Annotated in this window: 19 protein-coding genes; 10 read left to right on the forward strand and 9 right to left on the reverse strand. The window is 73.8% G+C overall.

Annotation, left to right across the window (positions count from 1 at the left end):
* Positions 1–13 precede the first annotated feature (13 nt).
* Complete coding sequence (locus WME76_RS19350; RefSeq protein WP_437961564.1) at positions 14–322, forward strand: rhodanese-like domain-containing protein; 309 nt, start codon at positions 14–16, stop codon at positions 320–322.
* Positions 323–381: 59 nt separating this feature from the next.
* On the opposite strand, the gene WME76_RS19355 is transcribed toward WME76_RS19350, so the two are convergent.
* Positions 382–705 (reverse strand): hypothetical protein, encoded by a 324-nt coding sequence (locus tag WME76_RS19355; RefSeq protein ID WP_437961565.1) that lies wholly within the window; start codon positions 703–705, stop codon positions 382–384.
* An 8-nt stretch (positions 706–713) separates the two neighbouring features.
* Positions 714–2,615, reverse strand: coding sequence for a protein kinase domain-containing protein (locus tag WME76_RS19360; protein WP_437961566.1), 1,902 nt, complete (start codon positions 2,613–2,615; stop codon positions 714–716).
* Positions 2,616–3,030: 415 nt separating this feature from the next.
* Between WME76_RS19360 and WME76_RS19365 the strand changes: the two genes are divergently transcribed.
* Entirely contained in the window at positions 3,031–5,559 is a 2,529-nt protein-coding gene (locus tag WME76_RS19365; RefSeq protein ID WP_437961567.1) for a helicase HerA-like domain-containing protein, read from the forward strand.
* Positions 5,560–5,812: 253 nt separating this feature from the next.
* On the opposite strand, the gene WME76_RS19370 is transcribed toward WME76_RS19365, so the two are convergent.
* Positions 5,813–5,986 (reverse strand): hypothetical protein, encoded by a 174-nt coding sequence (locus tag WME76_RS19370; protein ID WP_437961568.1) that lies wholly within the window; start codon positions 5,984–5,986, stop codon positions 5,813–5,815.
* Between WME76_RS19370 and WME76_RS19375 the strand changes: the two genes are divergently transcribed.
* The 3 genes from WME76_RS19375 to nudC all read left to right on the forward strand — a co-directional run bounded on the left by WME76_RS19375 (position 5,970) and on the right by nudC (position 8,861).
* The gene (locus WME76_RS19375; protein WP_437961569.1) at positions 5,970–7,049 is read left to right on the forward strand and encodes a sensor histidine kinase; all 1,080 of its coding nucleotides are present in this window, start codon (positions 5,970–5,972) and stop codon (positions 7,047–7,049) included. The genes WME76_RS19370 and WME76_RS19375 overlap by 17 nt on opposite strands.
* Positions 7,042–7,878 carry a LytR/AlgR family response regulator transcription factor gene (locus WME76_RS19380; RefSeq protein WP_437961570.1) on the forward strand — a complete coding sequence of 279 codons (837 nt, stop codon included), beginning with the start codon at positions 7,042–7,044 and terminating at the stop codon, positions 7,876–7,878. Before WME76_RS19375 ends, WME76_RS19380 begins: the two co-directional genes overlap by 8 nt.
* A gap of 140 nt (positions 7,879–8,018) precedes the next feature.
* Positions 8,019–8,861 carry an NAD(+) diphosphatase gene (nudC, locus tag WME76_RS19385; RefSeq protein ID WP_437961571.1) on the forward strand — a complete coding sequence of 281 codons (843 nt, stop codon included), beginning with the start codon at positions 8,019–8,021 and terminating at the stop codon, positions 8,859–8,861.
* Positions 8,862–8,919: 58 nt separating this feature from the next.
* Here nudC and WME76_RS19390 read toward each other — a convergent pair whose 3' ends face one another.
* The 4 genes from WME76_RS19390 to WME76_RS19405 form a co-directional block, all read right to left on the reverse strand.
* The gene (locus WME76_RS19390; RefSeq protein ID WP_437961572.1) at positions 8,920–10,389 is read right to left on the reverse strand and encodes an MATE family efflux transporter; all 1,470 of its coding nucleotides are present in this window, start codon (positions 10,387–10,389) and stop codon (positions 8,920–8,922) included.
* 132 nt (positions 10,390–10,521) lie between these two features.
* The gene (locus tag WME76_RS19395; RefSeq protein ID WP_437961573.1) at positions 10,522–10,992 is read right to left on the reverse strand and encodes a hypothetical protein; all 471 of its coding nucleotides are present in this window, start codon (positions 10,990–10,992) and stop codon (positions 10,522–10,524) included.
* Positions 10,992–11,363: a hypothetical protein gene (locus tag WME76_RS19400; RefSeq protein ID WP_437961574.1), complete on the reverse strand. Its 372-nt coding sequence runs from the start codon at positions 11,361–11,363 to the stop codon at positions 10,992–10,994. The genes WME76_RS19395 and WME76_RS19400 overlap by 1 nt, the downstream gene beginning before the upstream one ends.
* A gap of 133 nt (positions 11,364–11,496) precedes the next feature.
* Positions 11,497–12,594 carry a Nif3-like dinuclear metal center hexameric protein gene (locus WME76_RS19405; RefSeq protein WP_437961575.1) on the reverse strand — a complete coding sequence of 366 codons (1,098 nt, stop codon included), beginning with the start codon at positions 12,592–12,594 and terminating at the stop codon, positions 11,497–11,499.
* A gap of 105 nt (positions 12,595–12,699) precedes the next feature.
* Between WME76_RS19405 and WME76_RS19410 the strand changes: the two genes are divergently transcribed.
* From WME76_RS19410 to WME76_RS19420, 3 genes are all read left to right on the forward strand, one after another.
* Positions 12,700–13,596, forward strand: a complete 897-nt coding sequence (locus tag WME76_RS19410; RefSeq protein WP_437961576.1) for an MOSC domain-containing protein — start codon at positions 12,700–12,702, stop codon at positions 13,594–13,596.
* 827 nt (positions 13,597–14,423) lie between these two features.
* Complete coding sequence (locus WME76_RS19415; protein ID WP_437961577.1) at positions 14,424–16,205, forward strand: RICIN domain-containing protein; 1,782 nt, start codon at positions 14,424–14,426, stop codon at positions 16,203–16,205.
* 128 nt (positions 16,206–16,333) lie between these two features.
* Complete coding sequence (locus tag WME76_RS19420) at positions 16,334–17,686, forward strand: WD40/YVTN/BNR-like repeat-containing protein (protein ID WP_437961578.1); 1,353 nt, start codon at positions 16,334–16,336, stop codon at positions 17,684–17,686.
* A gap of 67 nt (positions 17,687–17,753) precedes the next feature.
* Here the strand turns inward: WME76_RS19420 and WME76_RS19425 are convergent, their stop codons facing one another.
* Positions 17,754–19,664, reverse strand: a complete 1,911-nt coding sequence (locus WME76_RS19425) for a hypothetical protein (protein ID WP_437961579.1) — start codon at positions 19,662–19,664, stop codon at positions 17,754–17,756.
* Between the two features lie 130 nt (positions 19,665–19,794).
* Here WME76_RS19425 and WME76_RS19430 point away from each other — a divergent pair, with 130 nt between their 5' ends.
* The gene (locus tag WME76_RS19430; RefSeq protein ID WP_437961580.1) at positions 19,795–20,109 is read left to right on the forward strand and encodes a hypothetical protein; all 315 of its coding nucleotides are present in this window, start codon (positions 19,795–19,797) and stop codon (positions 20,107–20,109) included.
* A gap of 33 nt (positions 20,110–20,142) precedes the next feature.
* On the opposite strand, the gene WME76_RS19435 is transcribed toward WME76_RS19430, so the two are convergent.
* Complete coding sequence (locus tag WME76_RS19435) at positions 20,143–20,589, reverse strand: hypothetical protein (protein ID WP_437961581.1); 447 nt, start codon at positions 20,587–20,589, stop codon at positions 20,143–20,145.
* Positions 20,590–21,049: 460 nt separating this feature from the next.
* Between WME76_RS19435 and WME76_RS19440 the strand changes: the two genes are divergently transcribed.
* Positions 21,050–21,277, forward strand: a complete 228-nt coding sequence (locus tag WME76_RS19440) for a hypothetical protein (protein WP_437961582.1) — start codon at positions 21,050–21,052, stop codon at positions 21,275–21,277.
* Positions 21,278–21,421 lie beyond the last annotated feature (144 nt).

The following is a 21,421-nucleotide window of genomic DNA, read 5'->3' on the forward strand; positions in this document are numbered from 1 at the left end:
CCAGCAGATTTCCGTGAAAGAGCTCTTTCTGAAGCTGAAGGCAGGAGAGCCCGTGTACCTCCTCGACGTGCGCACGCCCGGCGAGCACCAGATCGCCGCGCTGCCGGGCAGCGCGCTGATCCCGCTGAACGAGCTCACGGAGCGCGCGGACGAGGTCGCGCCCGGCGAGGGCGCGCTGATCGTCGCGTACTGCCATCACGGCGTCCGGAGCCTCTCGGCCGCCGCGATCCTCGAGAAGCTCGGCCACGGGCGCGTCGCGTCCCTGCAGGGCGGCATCGACGCGTGGTCGATCCACATCGACGAGAGCGTCCCGCGGTACTGACGCGGCGCGGGGGCGCCGGGCGGGCGCGGCGCGGTCGGGCGGGGCGCCTCGCGCGCGGCTCAGTTGAGCGCGGGGCCGCCGAGCCGGAAGTAGAGCCGCCGGCCTGCGCCGCACGCGCTGCAGACGACCTTCGCGACCCGCAGCCGGGCGCCCTCGACCGTCTCGGCCGTGTGGTCCTCGACGCGCAGGGCGCCGCGGCAGCGCGGGCACGGGATCGACCGCGCCGCCACCTCGACCTGCGAGGCCGCGTCGAGCGTGATCGCGCGCCCCGGGGTGTGGCCCGGCTCGAGCAGCGCGAGGCGCTCGAGGTCCCGGGTGAGCTTCTCTGCGTCGCGGTCGCCCGCGCGCCGGGCGGCGCGCGCCGAGAGCTTCTTCTTCGCCATGCGCAGGTCTACCTGTCGCCGAGGATCGGCGTCGTGCTGTCAGGGCGCGCCGGCGCCTTGGGCAGGCGCGCGCCGCTGCCGGTCGGCGCGGACATCGGGTGCGCCGAGTGCGCCGAGGGGAACGCTCTGGGCCGCATCACCCTGGGCGCCATGCCGGCTGGCCGGTGCTCCGGGGCCGCCGCAGCACCGTGAGGCAGCGCCGACGCCGTCGGGACGGCTGCGCGCCCGGGGTCCGCGGGGGCGGGCGCCGGGGTGCCCGGCGCGGGATCGGCCGTGCCGAGGGGGGCGAGCGACGAGGCCTGGGCAGGCGCCTGCGAGGCCGGGCTGGGGTGCAGGACGACCGCCGGCGACTTCGCTGCGCTGCGCGACCAGAGCGTCGCCCCGACCGCGACCACGGCGGTCAGGAGGGCGCCCGCGGCGATCCGCGCGACCGCCCGGCGGCGCTTGCGCAGCATGATCGAGCTCTGCTGCCCGAGGCGGCGCTCGGTGACGACGGGCATGCTCCCGCCGGTCTCGTCGTCCTCGGATGCCTGCCACGACCCGAGCAGCCTGTACATCAGCGGCAGCGTGGGACCGTCGTCGCGCGCCATCGTCAGCGTGGGGCCGTCCTCGCGCTCCATCGTCAGCGTGGGGCCGTCCTCGCGGGCCATCGTCAGCGTGGGGCCGTCCTCGCGCTCCATCGTCAGCGTGGGGCCCTCGTCGCTGGAGACCGGGACGGAGCTGCGCTCGACCCGCGCGGCGTCGCGGCCCCGGAGGTGCTCGACCGACGTGCCCGGGCTGGGCATGGTGACCACGTGATCGCCGCCGTGCGGGGCGACCGTGGTGGCGCGGCGGCTCGCCCTCCCGCCGGCCTCCTCGTCCGCGCCGGGGTGCGGCCAGGTCGACGAGGCGCCCTTCAGGGCCAGCGCGTCGGCGGGCACGGTGACCGCGGCGGCGTCGTACCGGGGCGTCGGGGGCGGCAGCGACGGGAAGGCCTTGCCCGCGGCGATCGCCTCGATCTGATCGAGGGCGCGCGCGGAGTGCTCCGTGCCGTAGGGCGCGAGCGCGCGCGACAGCTCGACGACGCTCTGGACGCGCCGTTGCACGTCCTTCTCGAGGCAGCCCAGGATGATGTCCTCGAGGTGGGTGGGCAGCTCCCACCGGTGCACCCGCGGCGGCGTGGCCGGCTCGGTGACGATGGCCACGAACAGCGCCGAGATGGAGGGCGCGTCGAAGGGGAAGCGCGCCGTGAGGAGCTGGTAGAGGATGATCCCGAGCGACCAGACGTCGGTGCGGGCGTCGACGTCCTTCGTGCTGCGCACCTGCTCGGGCGACATGTAGCAGGGGGAGCCGAGCATCATCTCGGACGCGGTGAGCTTGCCGGTCTCCTCGACGGAGTCGTCGGCCGCCTTCGAGAGGCCGAAGTCGAGCACCTTGACGAGGGGGACGCCGCTCGCGCCCGTCGTGAGGAACAGGTTTCCCGGCTTCAGATCGCGGTGGACGATGCCGCGCGCGTGCGCCTCGGCGACGGCCTCGCAGCTCTGGAGCACGTAGTCGACCGCCTCGGAGACGGGCAGCGGGCCGCGCGCGTCGAGCACCTGCTGGAGGTCGCGCCCGCGCAGGTACTCCATGACGAGGTACGGGAGGCCGATCTCGGCGGTGCCCACGTCGATGACGCGCGCGACGTGCTCGCTCCGGATCGCCGCGGCGGCGCGCGCCTCGCGCAGGAAGCGGGCGCTCGCGCCCGGGAAGTCCTTGGCCCGCGGGAGGAGGAACTTGACCGCGACGCGCTGGCGCAGCGACACGTGCTCCGCGACGAAGACGGCGCCCATGGAGCCTCGACCCAGGCTGCGCTCGAGGCGGTATCTCTGCGCGAAGACCTCACCTATCCGTGGGATGCCTGCGGCCGATTCGGGCGCATCCGGCTTCATGGCCCGACCTCCATCCAGCGCACTATAGCCGCAACCTCATCAACTTTGATGCCAAGATGCGCGCGCGCCGGGGCCCGGGGAGTGGAGCCGGCGAAATGCGGGGGCAGCGGAATGCGGTCGCCGCGGTCGCGTCCGTCGCGTGCGTTGGCGCGTGCGCGAGCACGTGCGCGCTCACGCATCTTCTGCGTCGCGCGCCGCAGCCCTGGGCTGGCGCGCGGAGGGCATCCAACACGGGCATCGATCGAGCTCGTCGGGGAGCGCCCGGATGGCCGGTGACTCACGCCCATTTCATCGGGCTCCCTCATCGCGCAGGCGGTCTGCGGCGACCCCGCGCGGGCAGCGGGCGGCGGCCTCGATCCCGCCGCGGCCTCCGAGCATTGCGACGTCGCGCTCGCCATGGCACGAGCCCGCCGCCATGCCGACCCGCCCCTTCACGCTGGGCCGCTCCCGCCCCCTCTCGGGTGATCCCGGCGCCGCCGCCGCGCGCCCGCTCGAGCTGCCGGCGCACCACCTCGTGACCCACGGCGTCGTCGTCGGCATGACCGGCAGCGGCAAGACCGGGCTGGTGATGGTCCTCGTCGAGGAGGCGCTGCGCTCGGGCGTCCCGGTGCTCATGGTCGACGTGAAGGGCGACCTGCCCAACCTGCTCTTCACGTTCCCGGAGCTCTCCCCGGCCGAGTTCGAGCCGTGGCTCGACCCCTCCGCGGCCGCGCGCGACGGCCGCTCGACCGCCGACGTCGCCGCCGAGCTCGCGGCGCGGTGGCGCGCGGGGCTCGCGTCGTCGGGCCTCGGGCCGGCCGACGTCGCCGCGCTCCGCGCCCGCATGGCGCCGCGCCTGCTCACGCCGGGCACCACGGCGGGCGAGCCGATCCACGTGCTGTCGGCGCTCGAGGCGCGCTCGCCGCTCTGGGACGAGGACGAGGAGGCCGCCCGCGAGGCGCTCTCGGCCTCGCTGTCGCTCCTGCTCCGGCTCGTCGGCCGCGACCCGGATCCGGCGCGCAGCCGCGAGCACGTGCTGCTCGCGCACCTCGCCGAGCGGCGGCTGCGCGAGGGGCGGGCCGCCGGGCTCGAGGAGCTGCTCGCCGACCTCGCCGAGCCGCCGATCGCCGCCGTCGGCGCGCTCGACGTCGACGCGTTCTTCGCCCCGAAGGAGCGGCAGGCGCTCGCGCGCGAGCTCAACACCCTGCTCGCCTCCCCCACGTTCGCGACGTGGCGCAAGGGCGCGCCGCTCGACGTCGCGGGGTGGCTCGATCAGGGCGCCGCGGGCGGCAAGACCCCCGCCGTCATCGTCAGCGTCGCGCACCTCGAGGACGACGAGCGGCTCCTCGTCCTCGGGCTCCTGTTCGAGCAGCTCCTCTCCTGGGTGCGCGGCCTCTCCGGCACGAGCGATCTGCGCGCCCTCGTGGTCTTCGACGAGGTCTTCGGCTTCCTGCCCCCGCACCCCGCGAACCCGCCCACGAAGCGGCCGCTGCTCGCGCTGCTGAAGCAGGCGCGCGCCTTCGGCGTCGGCGTCGTCCTCGCCACGCAGAACCCGATGGATCTCGACTACAAGGCGCTCTCCAACGCCGGCGCGTGGTTCGTGGGCCGGCTCCAGACCGACGCCGACCGCGAGCGCGTGGTCGAGGGGCTCTCGGGCGCGGACGGGGGCGCCGGCGGCGTCGACGCCGCGGCGCTTTCGGCCGCCCTGAAGGCGCTGCCCCCGCGCACGTTCTTCGTGCGCGACGTCCACATGCAGCCGCCGTCGTTCCTGGCCGAGACGCGGTTCAGCCTGTCGTGGCTGCGCGGCCCGGTCACCCGGCGCGAGATCGGCCGCCTCGTCCGGGGCATGTCCCCTCCCCCGCCCGCCGCGCCCGGGCCGTCGGGCCCGGCGCCGCACGCGGCGGCGGTCGCGCCGGCCCAGCGCGCCGCCGCGGGCCCGGAGAGGACGCCGCCCCCGCGCGCCGCCGTGGGCCCGGGCGGCACGGTGCTCCTGGATCCGCGCCACCCGCCCCCTTCCCCCGCCCCGCAGGCCGCGCGGCGCAGCGAGGCCGCCCGCGCCGGCGCGAGCGCCGCCGCGCCGCCTCCGTCGATGCCGTCGTCACCGCCGCCGGCGCCCGAGGGATGGCGGAGCCTCTACGCCCACGCCCCCGCCGCCGCCCCGGAGGGCTTTCGCTACATCCCGTGGGTGGCCGCCTCGGTCGTCGCCCACCTGCGCGACACGAAGCTCGGCGTCACCCTGAACCAGAGCCAGCTCCTCGCCGCCCCGCTCCTGCCCGACGGCAGGCCGGACCTCGCGCGCGTCACCCGGCTCGACCCGTCGCTCCTCTCGGCGTCCCCCGCGCCGGGCGCCCGCTTCGCCGAGCTGCCCGCGCCGCTCGCGAAGCGCGCCGCGGCGCAGGCGGCGGCGCGCGCGCTCCGGGAGCACGCCTACCGCACCACCGAGGCCACCGTGGCCGTCCACAGGGAGCTCGGGCTCGCGCAGGCCGAGGGTGAGCCGCTCGAGGCGTTCGCCGCCCGCTGCCGCGCCGCCGCGGCCCGGCTCGCCGCCGCCGAGCAGCAGCAGGTGATCGGCCGCTTCGCGCCGAGGATCGCGCGCCTCGGCGAGCGCATCGCGGCCGCGAAGGCGCGGTACGGCCAGGCCGAGGCCGAGGTGGCCGCGCTCCCCGGCGCGGTGGGCGCGGCGCTCCTCGGGCTCGTCGCCGGCCGGGACACCGCCCGGCGCGCCGGGACCCAGCGCGACAAGGCCACCGCGAAGCTCGAGCGCGCGCGGCAGGAATGGACCGAGGCGGACGCCGCGCTCCGGGACCTCCACGCCGCGCAGGCCGCCGAGCTCTCCGCGCTGGAGCAGCTCCCCCTCCGCGCCGGCGAGGGCATCGAGACGAAGCGCCTCGTGCCGAAGAAGAACGACGTCGAGGTCGCCTACGTCGCGCTCGCCTGGGCCGCGACGCTCGCCGGCCCCGCCTGACGCCGCGACACGCACCCCGCGGGGCCGTCCGGCGCCCGCGCCGGCGCGACCGCGCGACCGCGCGGCCGCCTGACGCGCCCCGCCCCGGCGAGGCCAGCTCGCTGCAGCGCGGGCGCAGCCCGCTGCAAAGCGCCCCCACGCGGCCGGCGCCTGTGCTCTGATCAGCAGAGCGCCTGCGGCCCGCCTCCTGCGGGCCGCCGCGCCGGTACGAGGCCGCGCGCACGAGCCGAGCCCATGCACACCTCGCGGCAGCTCAACCCCCCGGGTGCACCGTGAACGGCAGCGCCGGCGCGACCCGCGTCGCGCTCCCGCCCCCCGCCACCGCGGCGAGCGCCCCGGCGACCGCGCCCGGGCTCGCCGTCCCGAGGTGGGCGGGCGTCTGGCCCGTGGCCGCGCTCTGGATGATCCCGGTGCTCGTCACGAGCACGCAGACCTACCTCCTCCTCCAGCACAAGCAGGAGCGCCACCTCTCGTTCCTCGCCGCGCTCGTGTGGCAAGGGCTGCCCTGGCTCTTCTGGGCGCTGATGACACCAGCGATCGCCTGGCTCGGCCGCAGGTACCCGCTGGAGCGCAGGGCCTTCCCGAAGAACGTCGCGGTGCACCTGATCGCGAGCCTGGCCATGGCCCCGGGCCACGTCGCGATCAGCACGCTCACGGGGCGGCTCATCGGCCAGGAGTCCTACGTGAAGGCGTCGTTCCTCGAGGTCTTCAGCAAGATCATCAGCGTCTACCTCGACGTCGAGCTGATCATCTACTGGGGGATCCTCGCGATCGTCCACGCCGCCGAGTACCACCGCAAGTACCGGGAGCGCGCGCTCGCGGCCGCGCAGCTCGAGACGAAGCTCGTCCAGGCGGAGCTCCAGGCGCTCAAGATGCAGCTCCACCCGCACTTCCTCTTCAACACGCTCCACGCGATCGCCGTCCTCGTACGAAAGCAGGAGACGCAGGCCTCGGTCCGGATGATCACCGGCCTGAGCGAGCTGCTCCGGATGGCGCTCGAGAGCGCGGGCAAGCAGATCGTGCCGCTCAAGCAGGAGCTCGATTTCCTCGACCGCTACCTCGAGATCGAGAAGACCCGCTTCCAGGACCGCCTGACCGTGCGCACCGACGTCGCCGCCGAGGCGCTCGACGCGGAGATCCCGAACCTCATCCTGCAGCCGATCGTCGAGAACGCGATCCGCCACGGCATCGCCCCGCGCGCCTCGTCGGGCAGCGTGACGATCGCGGCCCGGCGCGAGGAGGACCTCCTCGTCGTGGAGGTGACCGACGACGGCAAGGGGCTCTCGGAGAGCTGGGCCGGCGAGGCGAGCGAGGGGACGGGGCTCGGCAACGTGCGGGCGCGCCTCCGGCAGCTCTACCCGGGCGACCACCGGCTCTCGATCGCGCGCCGCCCGGAGGGGGGCGTCCTCGTGACGGTGGCGGTCCCGTTCCGGCCCGCGCACGCGCACGCGCACGCGCACGCCCGCCAGGAGCTTCGCGCGCATGGATAGCCCCGGGGCCATCCGCGCCGTCATCGTGGACGACGAGCCGCTCGCGCGGGAGGGGATCCGCATGCTGCTCGCGGGCGACCCCGAGGTCGCGGTCGCCGCCGAGTCCGGCGACGGGCCGGGCGCGCTCGATCTCATCCGGCGGCTGCGGCCCGACCTCGTGTTCCTGGACGTGCAGATGCCCGAGATGAACGGCTTCGAGGTGATGGCGTCGCTGCCGCCCGACGAGCTCCCCGCGGTGATCTTCGTGACGGCGTTCGACCGCTACGCCCTGCGCGCCTTCGAGGTCCACGCCCTCGACTACCTCCTCAAGCCGTTCGACGACGACCGCTTCTACGACGCCCTCCGCCGCGCGAAGGCCCACCTCCGGCTCTCGCGGATGAGCGATCTGAGCCAGCGCCTCCTCTCGCTCCTGCAGAGCTACGGCGACCCCGCGGCGGCGGCGGCCGCGGCCCGCGCGCGGGAGGGCGCCGCCGGCGGCTCGGAGCCGCCCGCCGCGGGCGCCGGGCACCCGCGGCGGCTCGCGATCAAGGACGGGTGCCGCGTGGTCTTCCTCAGCGTCGACGAGATCGACTGGATCGAGGCGGCGGACTACTACGTGCAGATCCACGCCGGCGGGAAGAGCTACCTCCACCGCGAGACGATGAACAGCGTCGAGGGCAAGCTGGATCCGGCGCGCTTCGTGCGGATCCACCGCTCGGCGATCGTGAACCGCGACCGGATCAAGGAGCTCCGCACGCAGGGGCGCCGCGAGACCGTCGTCGTCCTGGCCGGGGGCGCGGAGCTCAAGGTGGCGCGGAGCCACCGGGAGAAGCTGTCGGCGCTGCGGTGAGGCGGCGACCGCCCTGGGCCTCGCTCCCCCGCCGAGGCGCTAAGCTCTCCCCATGCACCCGATCCCCTCTCTGGCGCGCGCCCGTCGCGCAGCGCAGCCCCTCGCAGCGGAGCCCGCGCGGCTCCGCGCGCGGTGACGCCATGCCTTCTCCCCGCTTCCGCCCCGGCCTCGGCCGGCCCGGCGCGCCGCCCGGCGAGATCGCCTGGTTCGCGTTCCGCGGCGACGAGCTCCTCGTCCGCGCGCTGATCGACGCTGGCGGCGACCGCTTCGACGTCCCGGTCGCCGCCGACCTCGCCGAGCTCGGCGTCCCCGTCGTGCGCGCCCAGCCGCTCGGGGAGCTCGACGGGCGCCCGTGCCGCTCCGCCGAGCTCGCGCCGGGCGCTCCGGCGCCCGACGGGCACGCGTACGTCTCGCTGCGGCGCCTCCACGGGCGCATCGATCCGGAGCTGTTCGACGTCGCGGGCACGGCGTACCAGGTGCAGCACTGGGACCGGGCCCACCAGTACTGCGCGGCGTGCGGCGCCGAGCTCGAGAGCGGGCAGGACGAGCGGGTCAAGCGCTGCGCCCGCTGCGCCAGCAGCTACTTCCCGCGGATCACGCCTGCGACCATCGTGCTGGTCGAGGAGGGCCCGCGCGTCCTGATGACGCGGCAGGCGCGGTTCCCCGCGGGCATGTACGGCCTCGTCGCCGGCTTCGTCGAGCCGGGCGAGACGCTGGAGGCGTGCGTCGCGCGCGAGGTCCACGAGGAGACGGGCGTCGACATCGCCGACGTCGCCTATTTCGGCAGCCAGCCGTGGCCCTTCCCTCACCAGATCATGGTCGGCTTCACCGCGCGCTACGCGGGCGGCGAGCTCCGCGTCGACACGCGCGAGCTGGAGGACGCGCGCTGGTTTCACCGCGACGCGCTGCCGCTGCTGCCGCCGCCGCTCAGCATCGCCCGGAAGCTCATCGAGGCCTGGCTCGCGCGGCCCGTGGGGCGGTGATGCCGGCGCAGCGGCGCCCCGTGCCGGCCCTCCCGCGACCGCTCCGGGGCGGCGCCCCTCAGACGCGCCGCTGCTTCCAGGTGCCGCGGCGGAACATGAGGCCGCCCGCGATCGCGATCGTCGAGAACGCCACCGCGATCGCGATGAACACGCCCAGCGGCCCGAGCCCCGCGGCGTGCGCCAGGCCCCACCCGAGCGGGATCTCCCACAGCCAGAAGCAGACGAGGTGCAGCATCGTGGGCGTCCAGGTGTCGCCGGCGCCGTTGAACGCCTGCGCGAACACGATGCCGAAGCCGTAGAACAGGAACCCGCCCGCCACGACCCGCAGCGCCTGCGTGCCGAACCGGAGCACCTCCGCGTCGTCCGTGAACGCGCCGATGATGGCGCCGGCGCCCACCGCGAAGACCAGGCCGATCGCGCCGAGCATCACCGTGGTCCAGAGGCCCGCGCGGTAGACGGCGGCCTCTGCCCGGTCGGGGCGGCCCGCCCCGAGGTTCTGCCCCACCATCGTCGCGCCGGCGTTCGCGAGCCCGAACGCCGGCAGGATCGCGAACACGACGATCCGCATCCCGATCGTGTAGCCGGCGAGCGCCGCGCTCCCGAACGGGGCGAGGATGCGCACCATGCCGATCCAGCTCGCGGTGCTGATGACCGCCTGGAAGGCGCCGTTCGCGAAGAGGCGGACCAGCGCCGCGAGCGCCTTCGGGTCGGGGACGAGGTGCCGCGCCTTCACCTTCACCCGGCCGCCGCCGCGCGCGAGCAGGAACACCTGCAGCGCGACGCCGGTCCCGCGGCCGAGCGTCGTCCCCACGGCCGCGCCGGCCACGCCGAGCTCCGGGAACGGGCCGAGGCCGAAGATGAAGCACGGGCCGAGCGCCATGTTGAGCGCGTTCGAGAGCCAGAGCACCCGCATCGACAGCGCCGCGTCGCCGGCCCCGCGGAAGACCGCGTTGATGACGAACAGCATCATGATCGTCGCGTTGCCGAGCAGCATGATCGAGGCGAACGGCGCGCCGACCGCGATCACCCCGGCGGACGCCCCCAGCGCCGCGAGCAGCCGCGGCGCGAGCAGGGCGCCGGCCGCCGCGAGGGGCAGCGAGATGAGCAGGCCGAGCACGATCGCCTGCCCCGCCATGGCGGCCGCCTCCTCGGGGCGCCCCTCGCCGATCCGCCGCGCGACGGTCGCGGACGCGGCCACGGCGAGGCCCATCCCCAGGGCGTACACCACCGAGAGGATCGACTCCGTGAGGCCCACGGCGGCGACCGCATCGGCGCCGAGGCGCGACACCCAGAAGACGTCGACGACGACGAAGAGCGACTCCATGAGCATTTCCATGACCATCGGGATCGCGAGCAGGGCGATCGCCCGGTCGATGGATCCCGTGGTGAAGTCGTGCTCGCCGCCGCGGACCGCGTCGCGGAGCGTCGACCAGACGCCGGCGCCGCGGCGCGAGCCGGGCGCGGGCGGCGGGGGCGCGAGGGCGTCGGCGCGCAGATCGCGGGCGGGTGGCGTGGCGTGGTCGCGCATGAGGGCCAGCAGGCTGATCGCGGGCGGCCGTCTCGTCCAGCGGCTTTGCGCACCTTTGCAGATCGCGCGAGCGCCCTGCTTCCGCGGCGCGGCCGCTGTTCGAGGGTGGCGCGGAGAGCGAACGTCGGCCGTTCAGCCCGCGCTCGAGAAGAAGAACCAGGCGTCGTCCGGGTCACAGCCCGGATCGAGCGCAAAACGAAGGCGCTCCAGAAACCCGCGGTAGCCGAGGACGACCGGCCCTATCCATCCTGGGGCGATGAGGATGCTGCCGGACACAGCGAGGCTCTCGCCGCGCTCGGCGACGAGCACGACGTCGAGGTCGTGAAGAGCGCCGCGGATGCGACCGAGTCGCGTCGACAGGATCATCGTCTGTCCCGAGGCGCCGAGCTGCGCTTGCAGCAACTCGGCGAGGTCGCCTCCGATGATCGACCACGCCGCGCCTGTGTCGAGGAGCGCCTGGGTCTCGAACGGAAGGCCGGCGATCCGGCAGCGGACCGCGACCGTCAGCAGCGTTCCTTCATGCTCTGTCGCGACGCGGTAGCGCGCCGATGAATCGGCCCACGGCTGCGCGGCCCCGTCGAGGCGCATCGTGCCGCTGGCCATCAGTCGACCTGCACGACGAAAGCGCCCTCGATCTGTCCACGCTCCGTCAGCCGCTCGATCAGCGCGCGCAGCGCGACGTCGGAGTCGAGAAGCTTGCCATCCTGGAGCGCCACCCACCGATCGAGGTAGGCCTGCCGGTTCTCTCGCAGCCAGGCGTAGTCCGCCGCGAAATCACTCCGGGCGCGATCGGGCGAGACCAGGACGCGGGGCGGACGGAGGACCTTCGCCCAGCCTTCCACGCTCGTGTCGCCCTGGGCGAGCAACTCCTGGACGTAGCGGCGTGCTTCCTCGACCCGGTTGGCCTCCACCAGCCTGCGGACGTGCTCGGCAGGGGGGATCGGCGGCGGAAGGGCCTCGTTCACGGTCCGCATGGTAGGGATCGTAGCACTTCGCTGTCGTTCACGGCCGGCTCCAACCGGGCCGGGGACCCCGGGGAGCCCGCGCTCACCGCCGAGCTCTGAAATACAAGGCGATCCGCCCACTTCCCGCTCGAGCGTCGCGCCCTCATCGGATCGAGAACGGATCCCGGTCGCGCGCGCTGATGTCGACGCGGAGCGACGGCAGCTCGGCGCGGAGGCGCTCGGCGAGGCGCTTCAGCGCGGCGCGCTCGCTGTTCGAGTGCAGCGCGCACACCACGGTGACGCCCGCGCTCGCGGCGCGCAGGGCGTCGTGGTGGCGCAGCTCGCCGGTCAGGTAGAGGTCGGCGCCCTGCGCGATCGCCTCGCCGAGGAGCGCGCCGCCCGCGCCGGCGCACGTGGCCGCCCGGGAGACGGCGCGCTGCTCGGGGCCGGCCACGAGCAGCGCGTCGACCCCGAGGCGCTCCTTGATCCGGCCGAGCAGCTCGCCCACCGGCGTCGCGCTCGCGAGCGCCCCGATCCGGCCGATGCCAGCCCGCAGCGGCTCGACGGCGAGCTCGACCAGGTCGAACGCCACCTCCTCGTACGGGTGCGCGGCGCGCATGGCCTGCAGCACCGCCTCGGTCCGGTCGCGGGGAAAGACCATCTCCAGCCGCACCTCGGTGACACGCTCGAGCCGGCCCTTCTCGCCCACGGTGGGGTTCGTCCCCTCCTCGCCGAAGAACGTGCCCGTCCCGATCGTCCGGAAGCTGCAGCGGGAGTACCGGCCGATCTGACCCGCGCCCGCCTCGGCGAGGGCGTCGGCGACCGTGTCGACGTGATCCTCCGGGACGAAGACGACGAGCTTGTGCTGCCATGCCTTCGACGTCGCGCGCCGGAGCGGCGCGCGGTCCTCGGTGATCCCGAGCGCGTCGGCGAGGACGTCGTTGGTGCCGCCCTCGGCGACGTCGAGCGCGGTGTGGGGCGAGTACAGCGCGATGCCGTCGCGGATCGCCGCGAAGATGGGGCTCGGCGCGACAACGCGCTTCACGGCCTCGAAGAGCGGCGGATGGTAGGCGACGACGAGGTCGCAGCCGAGATCGCGCGCCTCCCGGGCGACCTCGGGGGTGTAATCGATGGCGAGGAGCGCCGCCGACGAGGGCCGCCCCGGGTCGCCCGCGAGCAGACCGACGTTGTCCCAGGGCTCGGCGAACCGGAGCGGGGCGATCGACTCGAGCGCGGTGAGGACGTCTCTCAGGAGGGTCATGAGCGCCTCTATACCAGCGACGACGGCGGAGCGGAGCGCGACCGGAGACGCCCTCTGCCGGCACGGTAGGGCGGTTCCCGGCGGAGATCGTATAGTGCAGACGCCATGCACCCCGATGACCAGCCCGCCGGAACGGTCGTGTCGCTGTGGCGTTATCCCGTCAAGTCCATGCAGGGAGAGGAGCTCGACGACGCGGCGATCACCGAGCGCGGCGTGCTCGGCGACCGGACCTACGCCGTCGTCGATCGGGAGACAGGGCACGTCGCGAGCGCAAAGCACCCCGGCAAGTGGGGCGCGCTGCTCGCGTGTCGCGCGGCCTTCGCGGCGCCGCCGCACCCCTCGGCGCCCCTGCCGCCGATCTGGATCACGCTGCCGGACGGCGCCGTGATCAGCAGCGCGCAGCCGGACGTGGATCGAGCGCTCTCGCGCGCGCTCGGCCGCGACGTGGCGCTCGTGAGCCGGGCGCCCGAGGCGCCGACGCGCGAGGCGGATCGGTCGCCCGTGGACGCGCCCGCGGCGCCGGCCACGATCGTCGAGGAGCCGATGGCGCTCGCCGCGCCGGCCGGCACGTTCTTCGATGTCGCGGCCATGCACGTGCTGACGACGGCCACGCTCGATCGGCTGCGCGAGCTCCACCCTTCGGGGCGCGTCGAGGCCCCCAGGTTCCGCCCGAACCTCGTTGTCGCGACCCCTCCGGGCGAGCGCTGCTTCCTCGAGAACAGCTGGATCGGCCGCACGCTGGCGATCGCCGCGGAGGTCCGGCTCGACGTCATCGACCCTTGCCCCCGCTGCGTCGTGCCCACGCTGGCCCAGGGCGAATTTCCTCGTGATCCCGGCATCTTGCGCGCGCTCGCCCGGCACAACGCGGTCGCGAGCGCGACCCTCGCCCCCGGCGTCGTGTTCCCGGCGGTGGCCGGGATCTACGCGACCGTGCGCCACGGAGGCGCGATCCGCCGCGGGGCAGCCGCCTGGCTGGACGCAGCGCCCCTGTCCCCCTCCTGAGCGACCCGCCTCGGTTCCGCGAGCTCCGCGCGCCGTCGGTCGGGTGACGCCCCTCGGGGCCCCGGAGAAGCGATGGCCGACAGGCCGCATGACAGGAGCGGACGGCTCCACACGGCGCCAGAGGACCTACACAGTCCCTGCCGCCCACATGGCGTCACAAGCCCGCACGCCGCCAGCCGACCTACACGGCATCAGAACTCCACACGCCCTCAACACACCTACACGGCATCAGAAGGCCACGCGCCGCCGTCGTCCTCGCACGGGCCAGAAAGCCCGCACGTTCGGCAGCGTCCTCGCGCAATGACTCACATCGTCCCCCCCGACCACCGCTCGCCACCATCGTGGCCAGACAGCGCACCTACGATATCTTGCAACACCGCTCGAGCGACCGAACACAAGGGATCATGCACCCAGCGCTGGTGACGCAGGGTGGTGGTTTGATGTCCATTCAGGATCTCTCGCGATCCACGCGAAACGCGCAAACATAAGGCCTGATTGGACTCCCCGGCCGCTCTCGGACGATTCTTCCACCGAGACAGGCGAGATCGCCGCAACGAGCCAGTGGCCGCGCTTTTGCTCTGTAGCCCAAGGCTCCTCGCGAGCGTGCTTGAACGGCAACCGCAGCGTGACGGTCGCGAGCGACGGTCACGCGGTCGACGATCGACTCAGCCGTCAAGTTGCATCAGCAGCGGAGAGGCTGGCCGCGCTTGCGGCCTCTCCTTGGCAGCGCCCCGTCGCGCCGCGCTCACGCTCCTGAGGGGGGATGAGCGGCGCTCTCCGACGTGGGGAGGACGGGCGCATCGACCGAGCTTGGAAAGGAAGACACCATGCAGCGCTTCAAGTCCTACGTGTCCGCGGTTGCCCTCACAGCGTTCGCGCTCGCGTCCGGCTGCCTGCGCATCGGCCCTGGTGACGACGGCGCGGGGCCGACCCCCACCGCCTCGGGAACGCTGACCGTCGCCGTCGCCAACGGCGAGGCCCGGTACATGCTTGAGCTGGAGGACGGGACGTTCGTTCGCCTGAACCTCGACTCCATGACGGAGGCGTCAGGCGCCGACCCGACCGACTGGCGCACGGCCAGCGGCTCGCCGGTCGACGTGTTCGGCGTCGAGGACGGCGACGGCAACATCGACGTCGACGTGATGCGGGCGTCCGAGGGCATCGGCACGCTGACGAACGCGGTCGTCACGACCGGGACGAAGCGCGTCCTGGCGCTGCGCGTGCAGTTCGACGGCGGCCAGACGCTCGGCACCGAGCAGGAGGTCCGGAACTCCCTCGACGGCGCCGCGACCCACCTGGCGGGCTCTTCCTTTGGAAAGATGAAGCTCGAGTACGACGTCGCCGGCCCGTTCAACATCAGCTTCGGCAAGTGCGACGACTACAACCGCTGGCAGAACGAGGCGCAAGCCGCGGCGCGGAACGCCGGCTTCGACCTCACCAAGTACCAGCACTTCATGATCTTCGGCAAGATGGACTGCGGGTATGCCGGCATGGGCGCGCAGCCCGGCAAGACCACCTGGCTCGCCGGCCTGTGGCCCGAGGTCGTCGTGCACGAGCTCGGTCACAACTTCGGCCTGTGGCACGCCTCCTCGCGGACGTGCCGCAGCGGCGGGGCGACGGTGACCATGAGCAACGACTGTACCTTCGACGAGTACGGCGACCCGTTCGACCCGATGGGCAACGGCGGGAAGCAGCACTACAACGCCAACTACAAGGCGAACCTGGGGTGGCTGCCGTCGACGCAGATCGTGACGGTCAGCGCGGATGGGACGTACACGCTCGCCCCGATCACCGAGCCGAGCGCCGGGACGCAGCTCCTCCGCATCAAGGGGCCGAACGACATCATGTACCAGATCGAGTTCCGCCAGCCGTCGTCCACGAACGTCGTCGACTCGCGCAATCTCTCGACGAAGGGCATCCTCGTCCACGCGTTCTTCACCCAGTCGAGGGAGAGCGGCCGGGCGCACCTCCTCGACATGATCCCTGGCGGTAACTTCAGGGACGCGCCGCTCGCCGTCGGCGCTTCCCACCAGCTCTTCGGGACGAACGCGACGCTGAAGGTCGTCTCGGTGTCGGCCACGGGCGCGCAGGTCCAGGTCACCGGCCTGGGCGGCAGCGGCGGCGACCCCGGCACCGGCGGCGGCGACCCGGGCGGCGACCCGGGCGGCGATCCCGGCGGCGGCACCGGCGGCACCGGCCAGAGCCTGACGGCCCTCCATTCGGGGAAGTGCATGAGCGTCGACGCGGCGAGCCTGAACAACGGCGCCACCCTCACCCAGCGGCCGTGCACCGGGGCGAGCGACCAGCAGTGGCAGGTCGAGACGATCAGCGGCACCACGGCGATCGTGAAGAACGTGAACAGCGGAAAGTGCCTCGACGTGCAGGGGTCCAGCCGCAACAACTCGGCGAACATCACGCAGTGGGACTGCGACGCCAGCAAGAACAGCCAGAAGTGGGAGTTCGTCGATCGCGGCAACGGCGCCGTCTCGCTGCGCTCGGTCAACAGCGGAAAGTGCGTGGACGTCAGCGGGGCCAGCACCGCCGACGGCAGCAGGTTCATCCAGTACACCTGCCACACCGGGACGAACCAGCAGTTCCGGCGGCAGTAGCCGCTGTCGTCTGACGAACGTCGCGCTCGGCCCGAGCCAGGGGCTCTCCCTGGCTCGACGGCGCCGAGCTCCGCAGGCGTCCAGTCGAGGCGTTGCGCGGCGCAGGGGGATCGGTGAACCTCCGTCCGATGAACCGCCTCGCTCCTGGGCTCGGGGCCGCCGCGGCGTGCGTCGCGCTCTCCGCCTCGACACCCGCGCTCGCCAACGGCCGTTACCCCGCCGCCGGGCAGATCCTCGTCGACCCCTCCGATCCCGACCACATCGTCGTGCGCGCGACGTACGGCGTGCTCACCACGCGCGACGGCGGCGAGCGCTGGTCGTGGATCTGCGAGGCGGCCATCGGCTACAGCGGCTTCGAGGATCCCATGATGGTCGTCACCGGCGACGGGTCCATCCTCGCCGGGCTCTTCGACGGGCTGAGCGCGACGCACGACGACGGATGCCAGTGGGCGCTCTCCGGAGGCGGGCTCGCCCAGCGCTACGTCGTCGACCTGTCGATCGACCGCGCGGCCCCCGCGGGCGCCCTCCTGCTCGTCTCGAGCGTCATGGGAGACGACACCATCGTGAGCCAGGTCTGGGAGTCGAAGGACGACGGAAGGACCTGGACCCAGGCCGGCGCCGACCTCCCGAGCACGTTCCTCGGCGTGACCCTGGACAGCGCGCCGAGCGATCCGCGGCGCATCTACGTGAGCGGGCGCTGGAACGGCCCCACGTTCCAGGGGATCGTGAGGCGCTCGGACGATCGCGGCGCGACGTGGGAGGACTTCGACGTCCCTGGCAGCGACGATCGCAACCTGCCGTACCTCGGCGCCGTGGATCCGGTCGACCCCGACATCGTGTATGTGCGCCGCGACGGCGACGGCGCGGACGCCCTCCTGGTGTCGAACGACGGGGGCGCCACATGGCGAGAGGTCTTCCAGGCGACGAGCCTCCTCGGACTGGCCCTCTCGCCCGACGGGACGAGGATCGCGGCCGGCAGCGACGTGGACGGCCTGTGGATCGCACCGACGGCGACCCTCGAGTTCACCCAGGTGGGGAATCTCGGCGTCCGCTGCCTGACGTGGACCGCACAGGGCCTCTTCGCCTGCGCCGACGAGTCCCTGGACGGCTTCACCGCGGGGGTCTCCACGGACGAGGGCAAGACGTTCTCGCCGCTGATGACGCTCGATCGGCTCTGCGGCCCGCCGCCGGCGTGCGGGAGCGAGAGCTCGACCGGCGAGACCTGCCCGGCGCTCTGGCCGGCGACGGCGAGCTTCGTCGGCGCGGCGGGCCGCTGCGATGCCGGGGCCCCGAGCGCGGCCGCGGGCGGGAGCGGGACGAGCGCCGGCGGAGCGACGGCGGGCGGAGCCGAGCCGAGCGCGGGCGGCGGCTGCTCCTGCGAGGCCGCGGGCGGAGGGCGCGCCGGCGCGTTCCTGAGCTGCATGCTCGCGGCCGGCGGTGCGCTCCTGCGCGCCCGGCGCCGAGGGCGGGGCCGCCGGTAAGCCGCGGCGTCGGCGCCACGGTCCCCGGGCGCGCGCAGGTCGCTCTGCCCGCGGCGTCAGCGCGCGGTCAGCGCATCAGGAGCGCGAGCACGTCCCGGATCCCCGCGCCGGGCACCCGCACGCGCACGTCGACGCGCGCCGCGCCGGATCCGAGCACCTCGGAGGTGATCGCGAGCGGCATCGCGGTCTCGCCGCGCGCGGGCAGCGCCGCGAGCCCGCCGAGCGCCTCGGCGGCTTCGTCCAGCGCCCCGGGCGAGTCTCCGCTCGCCGCCAGCATCGTCCAGCCGGCCAGCGAGAAGAGCCCGCCGGCGAGGGTCCCGCGCTGCCGCAGCGCCTCCAGGCCGGGCGCCGCGCCGAGCGTGCGCTCGTCGCGCCCTGGATCCGCCGCGATGCGCAGCCGGTCCACGACGGCGGCGCCGTCCTCGCCGAGCCCGATCCACGTCCGCTGGCCGGCGGGCACCACGTAGAGGTGGCTCGTGTGCGCGGGCGGCGCGTCCTTCGTGAGCGGCCTGGAGCGCAGCTCGACGTGCAGCGTCCCCGCGGGCAGCGCGGCGGGCGCGCGGACGACCACGAGATCGGTGGTCTGCTCGTCGTCGTCGCCCTTGCCCGCGTCGCCCTTCGGCGGGCCGCCGGGCGCCCCCGCGCCCGCGGCGGCGTTGCCCGCGGCCGTCGCGCTCGCCTTCGTCCTGTCCAGCTCCTCGCCGATCTGGATGAGCTCCTTCACGCCGGCGATCCACGGCTGCGCCGGCTCCTCGACCGCGACCAGGAACCAGCTCTGCAGCGCGCGGCGCGCCGCCTTCTGCGAGCGCGCCGCGCCCTTGCCGCCCTTGTAGTCCGCGAGCGCCTTCTCCGCCGCGGCGCGATCGCCGCCCGACCCGATCACCAGGGGGCCTCCCGTGAAGGTCAGCGTCTCGAGGCGATCCATGAACCGATCGAGCCCCGACGCGTCGTAGCCCTCGCCGGCCATGTCGTCGCGCAGCCCCTGAAAGAACGCCTCGCGCAGCGGCGTGAGCTCCTCGCGCGACGCGCCCTGGGTGTAGAAGGCGAGCGCCGTGTCGCGCGGCAGCCGGAAGAAGGCCGGCGGGGTGGCGGCGTCCTGCGCCGCCACCGGCGCCACGGCCAGCGCGAGGGGCGAGCGCCGGCTCGCGAGGCGCATGCCGAAGCCGACATCGATGTCCGGGCTGGCCCACGTGAGATCGACGCTGACGCTCTCGAGGTCTCGGACGAACGCCTCGGCGAACCCCTGGCCCACCTTCCCGGAGTGGCTGTCGTCGTCCTCCTCGGGCATGTCCTTCATGGCCTCGATGACGGCTCGCCCCGGGACCTCGATCCGCGCGTCCACCTCGAGCGGCTCCCGCCCCACGACCCGAGCGAGGTACGGCGCGGCGGCCTCGAGATCCTCGGCGTCGTCGGCGCAGATCAGGCGCGCGCTGCCGCTGCGATCGCCGGGCTCGAAGGCGCAGACCCGGGGCAGCGCCCGGTCGTCGGGATCCTCTGCGCGCACGCCCTTCACGCGCAGCATGCCCCGGTGCTCCTCGAGCACGAAGCGGTCCTGCAGCCGTGACATCTCCCGCTCCGGGACCGACAGCGAGGCCACGATGCGCGCGCCCTTGCTCCTGCCGAACACGGCGAGGTCGAGCGGCCTGGCGAGGTCGACCACGTCGGCGAGCGCCGGGCCCAGCGCGTTCTCGAGCAGCGCTTCGGGCCCCGCGCCGAGCAGGAACATGCCGAAGGGCGTGCCCGCCAGGAGCTGCGTGACGTCGCCCCAGGTCCGCCGCGCATCGGCGATCCGCACCACCGAAGAGAGCCCTGCCGGCGCGGGCGCGGGCTGCGCGTCCGCGGGCAGCGCCGCGCGGGCGGGCTCGGCGCCCGCCGCTCGCGCCGCCGGGGGCAGCGGCGCGACGGGGTCGCGCCGGGGGGCCGGCGCGCCAGCGCACGCGGCGGAGAGGACGATGGGGAGGAGGAGGCTGCGCTTCATGGAGCGCCGATCGTCGCGCCCGGACGGCGCCGCTGGCAAGCGGCCCGCAGGATCGGCCCCCCGGGTGTCGGTAGCCCTCGGTTTGTTGGCCGCTCCGGCCGCCTCGATGGACACTGGCGAGACGGTCGCCATGAAGAAGTGGAGCTTTCTGTCCCTGGGCCGCTGCTACGAGATCACGGATTATGGCCCAAGGTTCGGGATCGAGGTCACACGGAATGGATACACGGTGTGGACCGGCTACCGTGACGGAGCGCGGCTCGTGACGGACACGAGCACCCTGCCCGCGCGCGAGCTCCTGGCGCTCCGCGAGGAGCTCGTGCAGCGAGCGATCTCCCGGAGCGCCCCCTCGCAGGCCGAGGCCGGCCCGCGCGCGCGCCGGCCGCAGCGCGCGGTCGAGCAGCTCGACCTGCTCGGGGCGCCCCTGCTCGGCGGCTGCCACCGCTGAGCCGCCCCGACGGCGCAGCCGTGACCAGCATGACTACCGCCTCTCCTGAAGGAGCTCGGTCGGGATGACCGACTGATCTGCGAATCGCACCCGGCGGAGCTTGAGACGAGCGACAACGTCGATCACGAGCCTGGGCAGGTCGGCAACCCTGATGGCATCGGCTGGCGCTGCGACCATGCGGTAGGGCCCTCCATGGGGGTCTGAATCGAACGCGAACAGCCCGCGCTCCGCCACCATCCGCCACGTGTTCTTCAACCCCGGCGGTAGCTCTGGCGCGAACCGCGCCACGGTCGACGCGGGTGAGGCGAGGACTGCATCGACCGCCGCATCGTGTGCATCCGTGTCTCGTAGGAACTCATCCGGGGCATAGCCACCGCCCGCGGTACTGAACAGTGCAACACATCCATCAGCGTCGCTAGCTAGCCAGTCGAACTCCAAGCCGACAATCTCGTCGGCGGATTTTGCTCCCGTCATAGACATCACAGCCCTTCTCGATCAGTTCGAAATTGTGTGGCGAGATCCGGGAACGCGCTGCGACCGTACGTCGATTCGCAGCTCGGACAGACATCGACCGGTTGCCCAGTTCGGGGTCTCACGGCCGGCGTGAAACGGATGTCGGGCGGATGCCCGAGAGCTTCGGAGCAGACACCCTCTGCGCAGCCGAGTCCGAGACCTCGACTGGCTCCCGCTGTCACCCGCCCAGATGATGGAGCGTATGCGCCAACTACGGCTGCAGGTGGATGCCGTGTCTGTGCAAGCTTTGCCGAGAGCGCATCTCGCGCAGCAACGACCTCTCCGTGAAGGTCGCGAGCCCCAGCCCCTGCGGCCTCCGCCCCCGCTCCTCCCCCCAGCTTCGGCAGCACGGCGCCGAGCACCATCGCCGCCCCGACCCCGCTCTCGACGGCGACCGCCCCGACCAGCGCCAGCACGGAGGTCCTGGATGAGCCCCTCCACGTCATCGCCCGCGTGCCACGCCAGCGCGCCGAGCTCGAGCGCCACGTGGAAGTCCCGCGCCACGGCCGCCGAGCAGTTGAACCGCGGCACGATGACCGGGGCCTCCATCACCGACCCGCTCACGATGCCAGCCATCGGCTTCTCCCCCGTGATGTCCGACAGCCAGACGCCGTGCTCGAGCACCGCGGCCAGGGTGGTCCCCGTGCCCGAGTAGTCGTCGCCGACCGAGGAGCCGCCGCCCTGCTCGAAGCACTCGTCTCCGGCATGACGAACGACGCCCAGTCGCTCTCGAACTCCGGGCGCCATCCTCATCCCATCCGACGAAAGGCGCATCAGGAGACTGAGCTTGGCCTAACCG

The organism is Sorangium sp. So ce119 (assembly GCF_051524405.1).
In the GTDB taxonomy this organism is placed as follows: Bacteria; Myxococcota_A; Polyangia; order Polyangiales; family Polyangiaceae; genus Sorangium; species Sorangium cellulosum_G.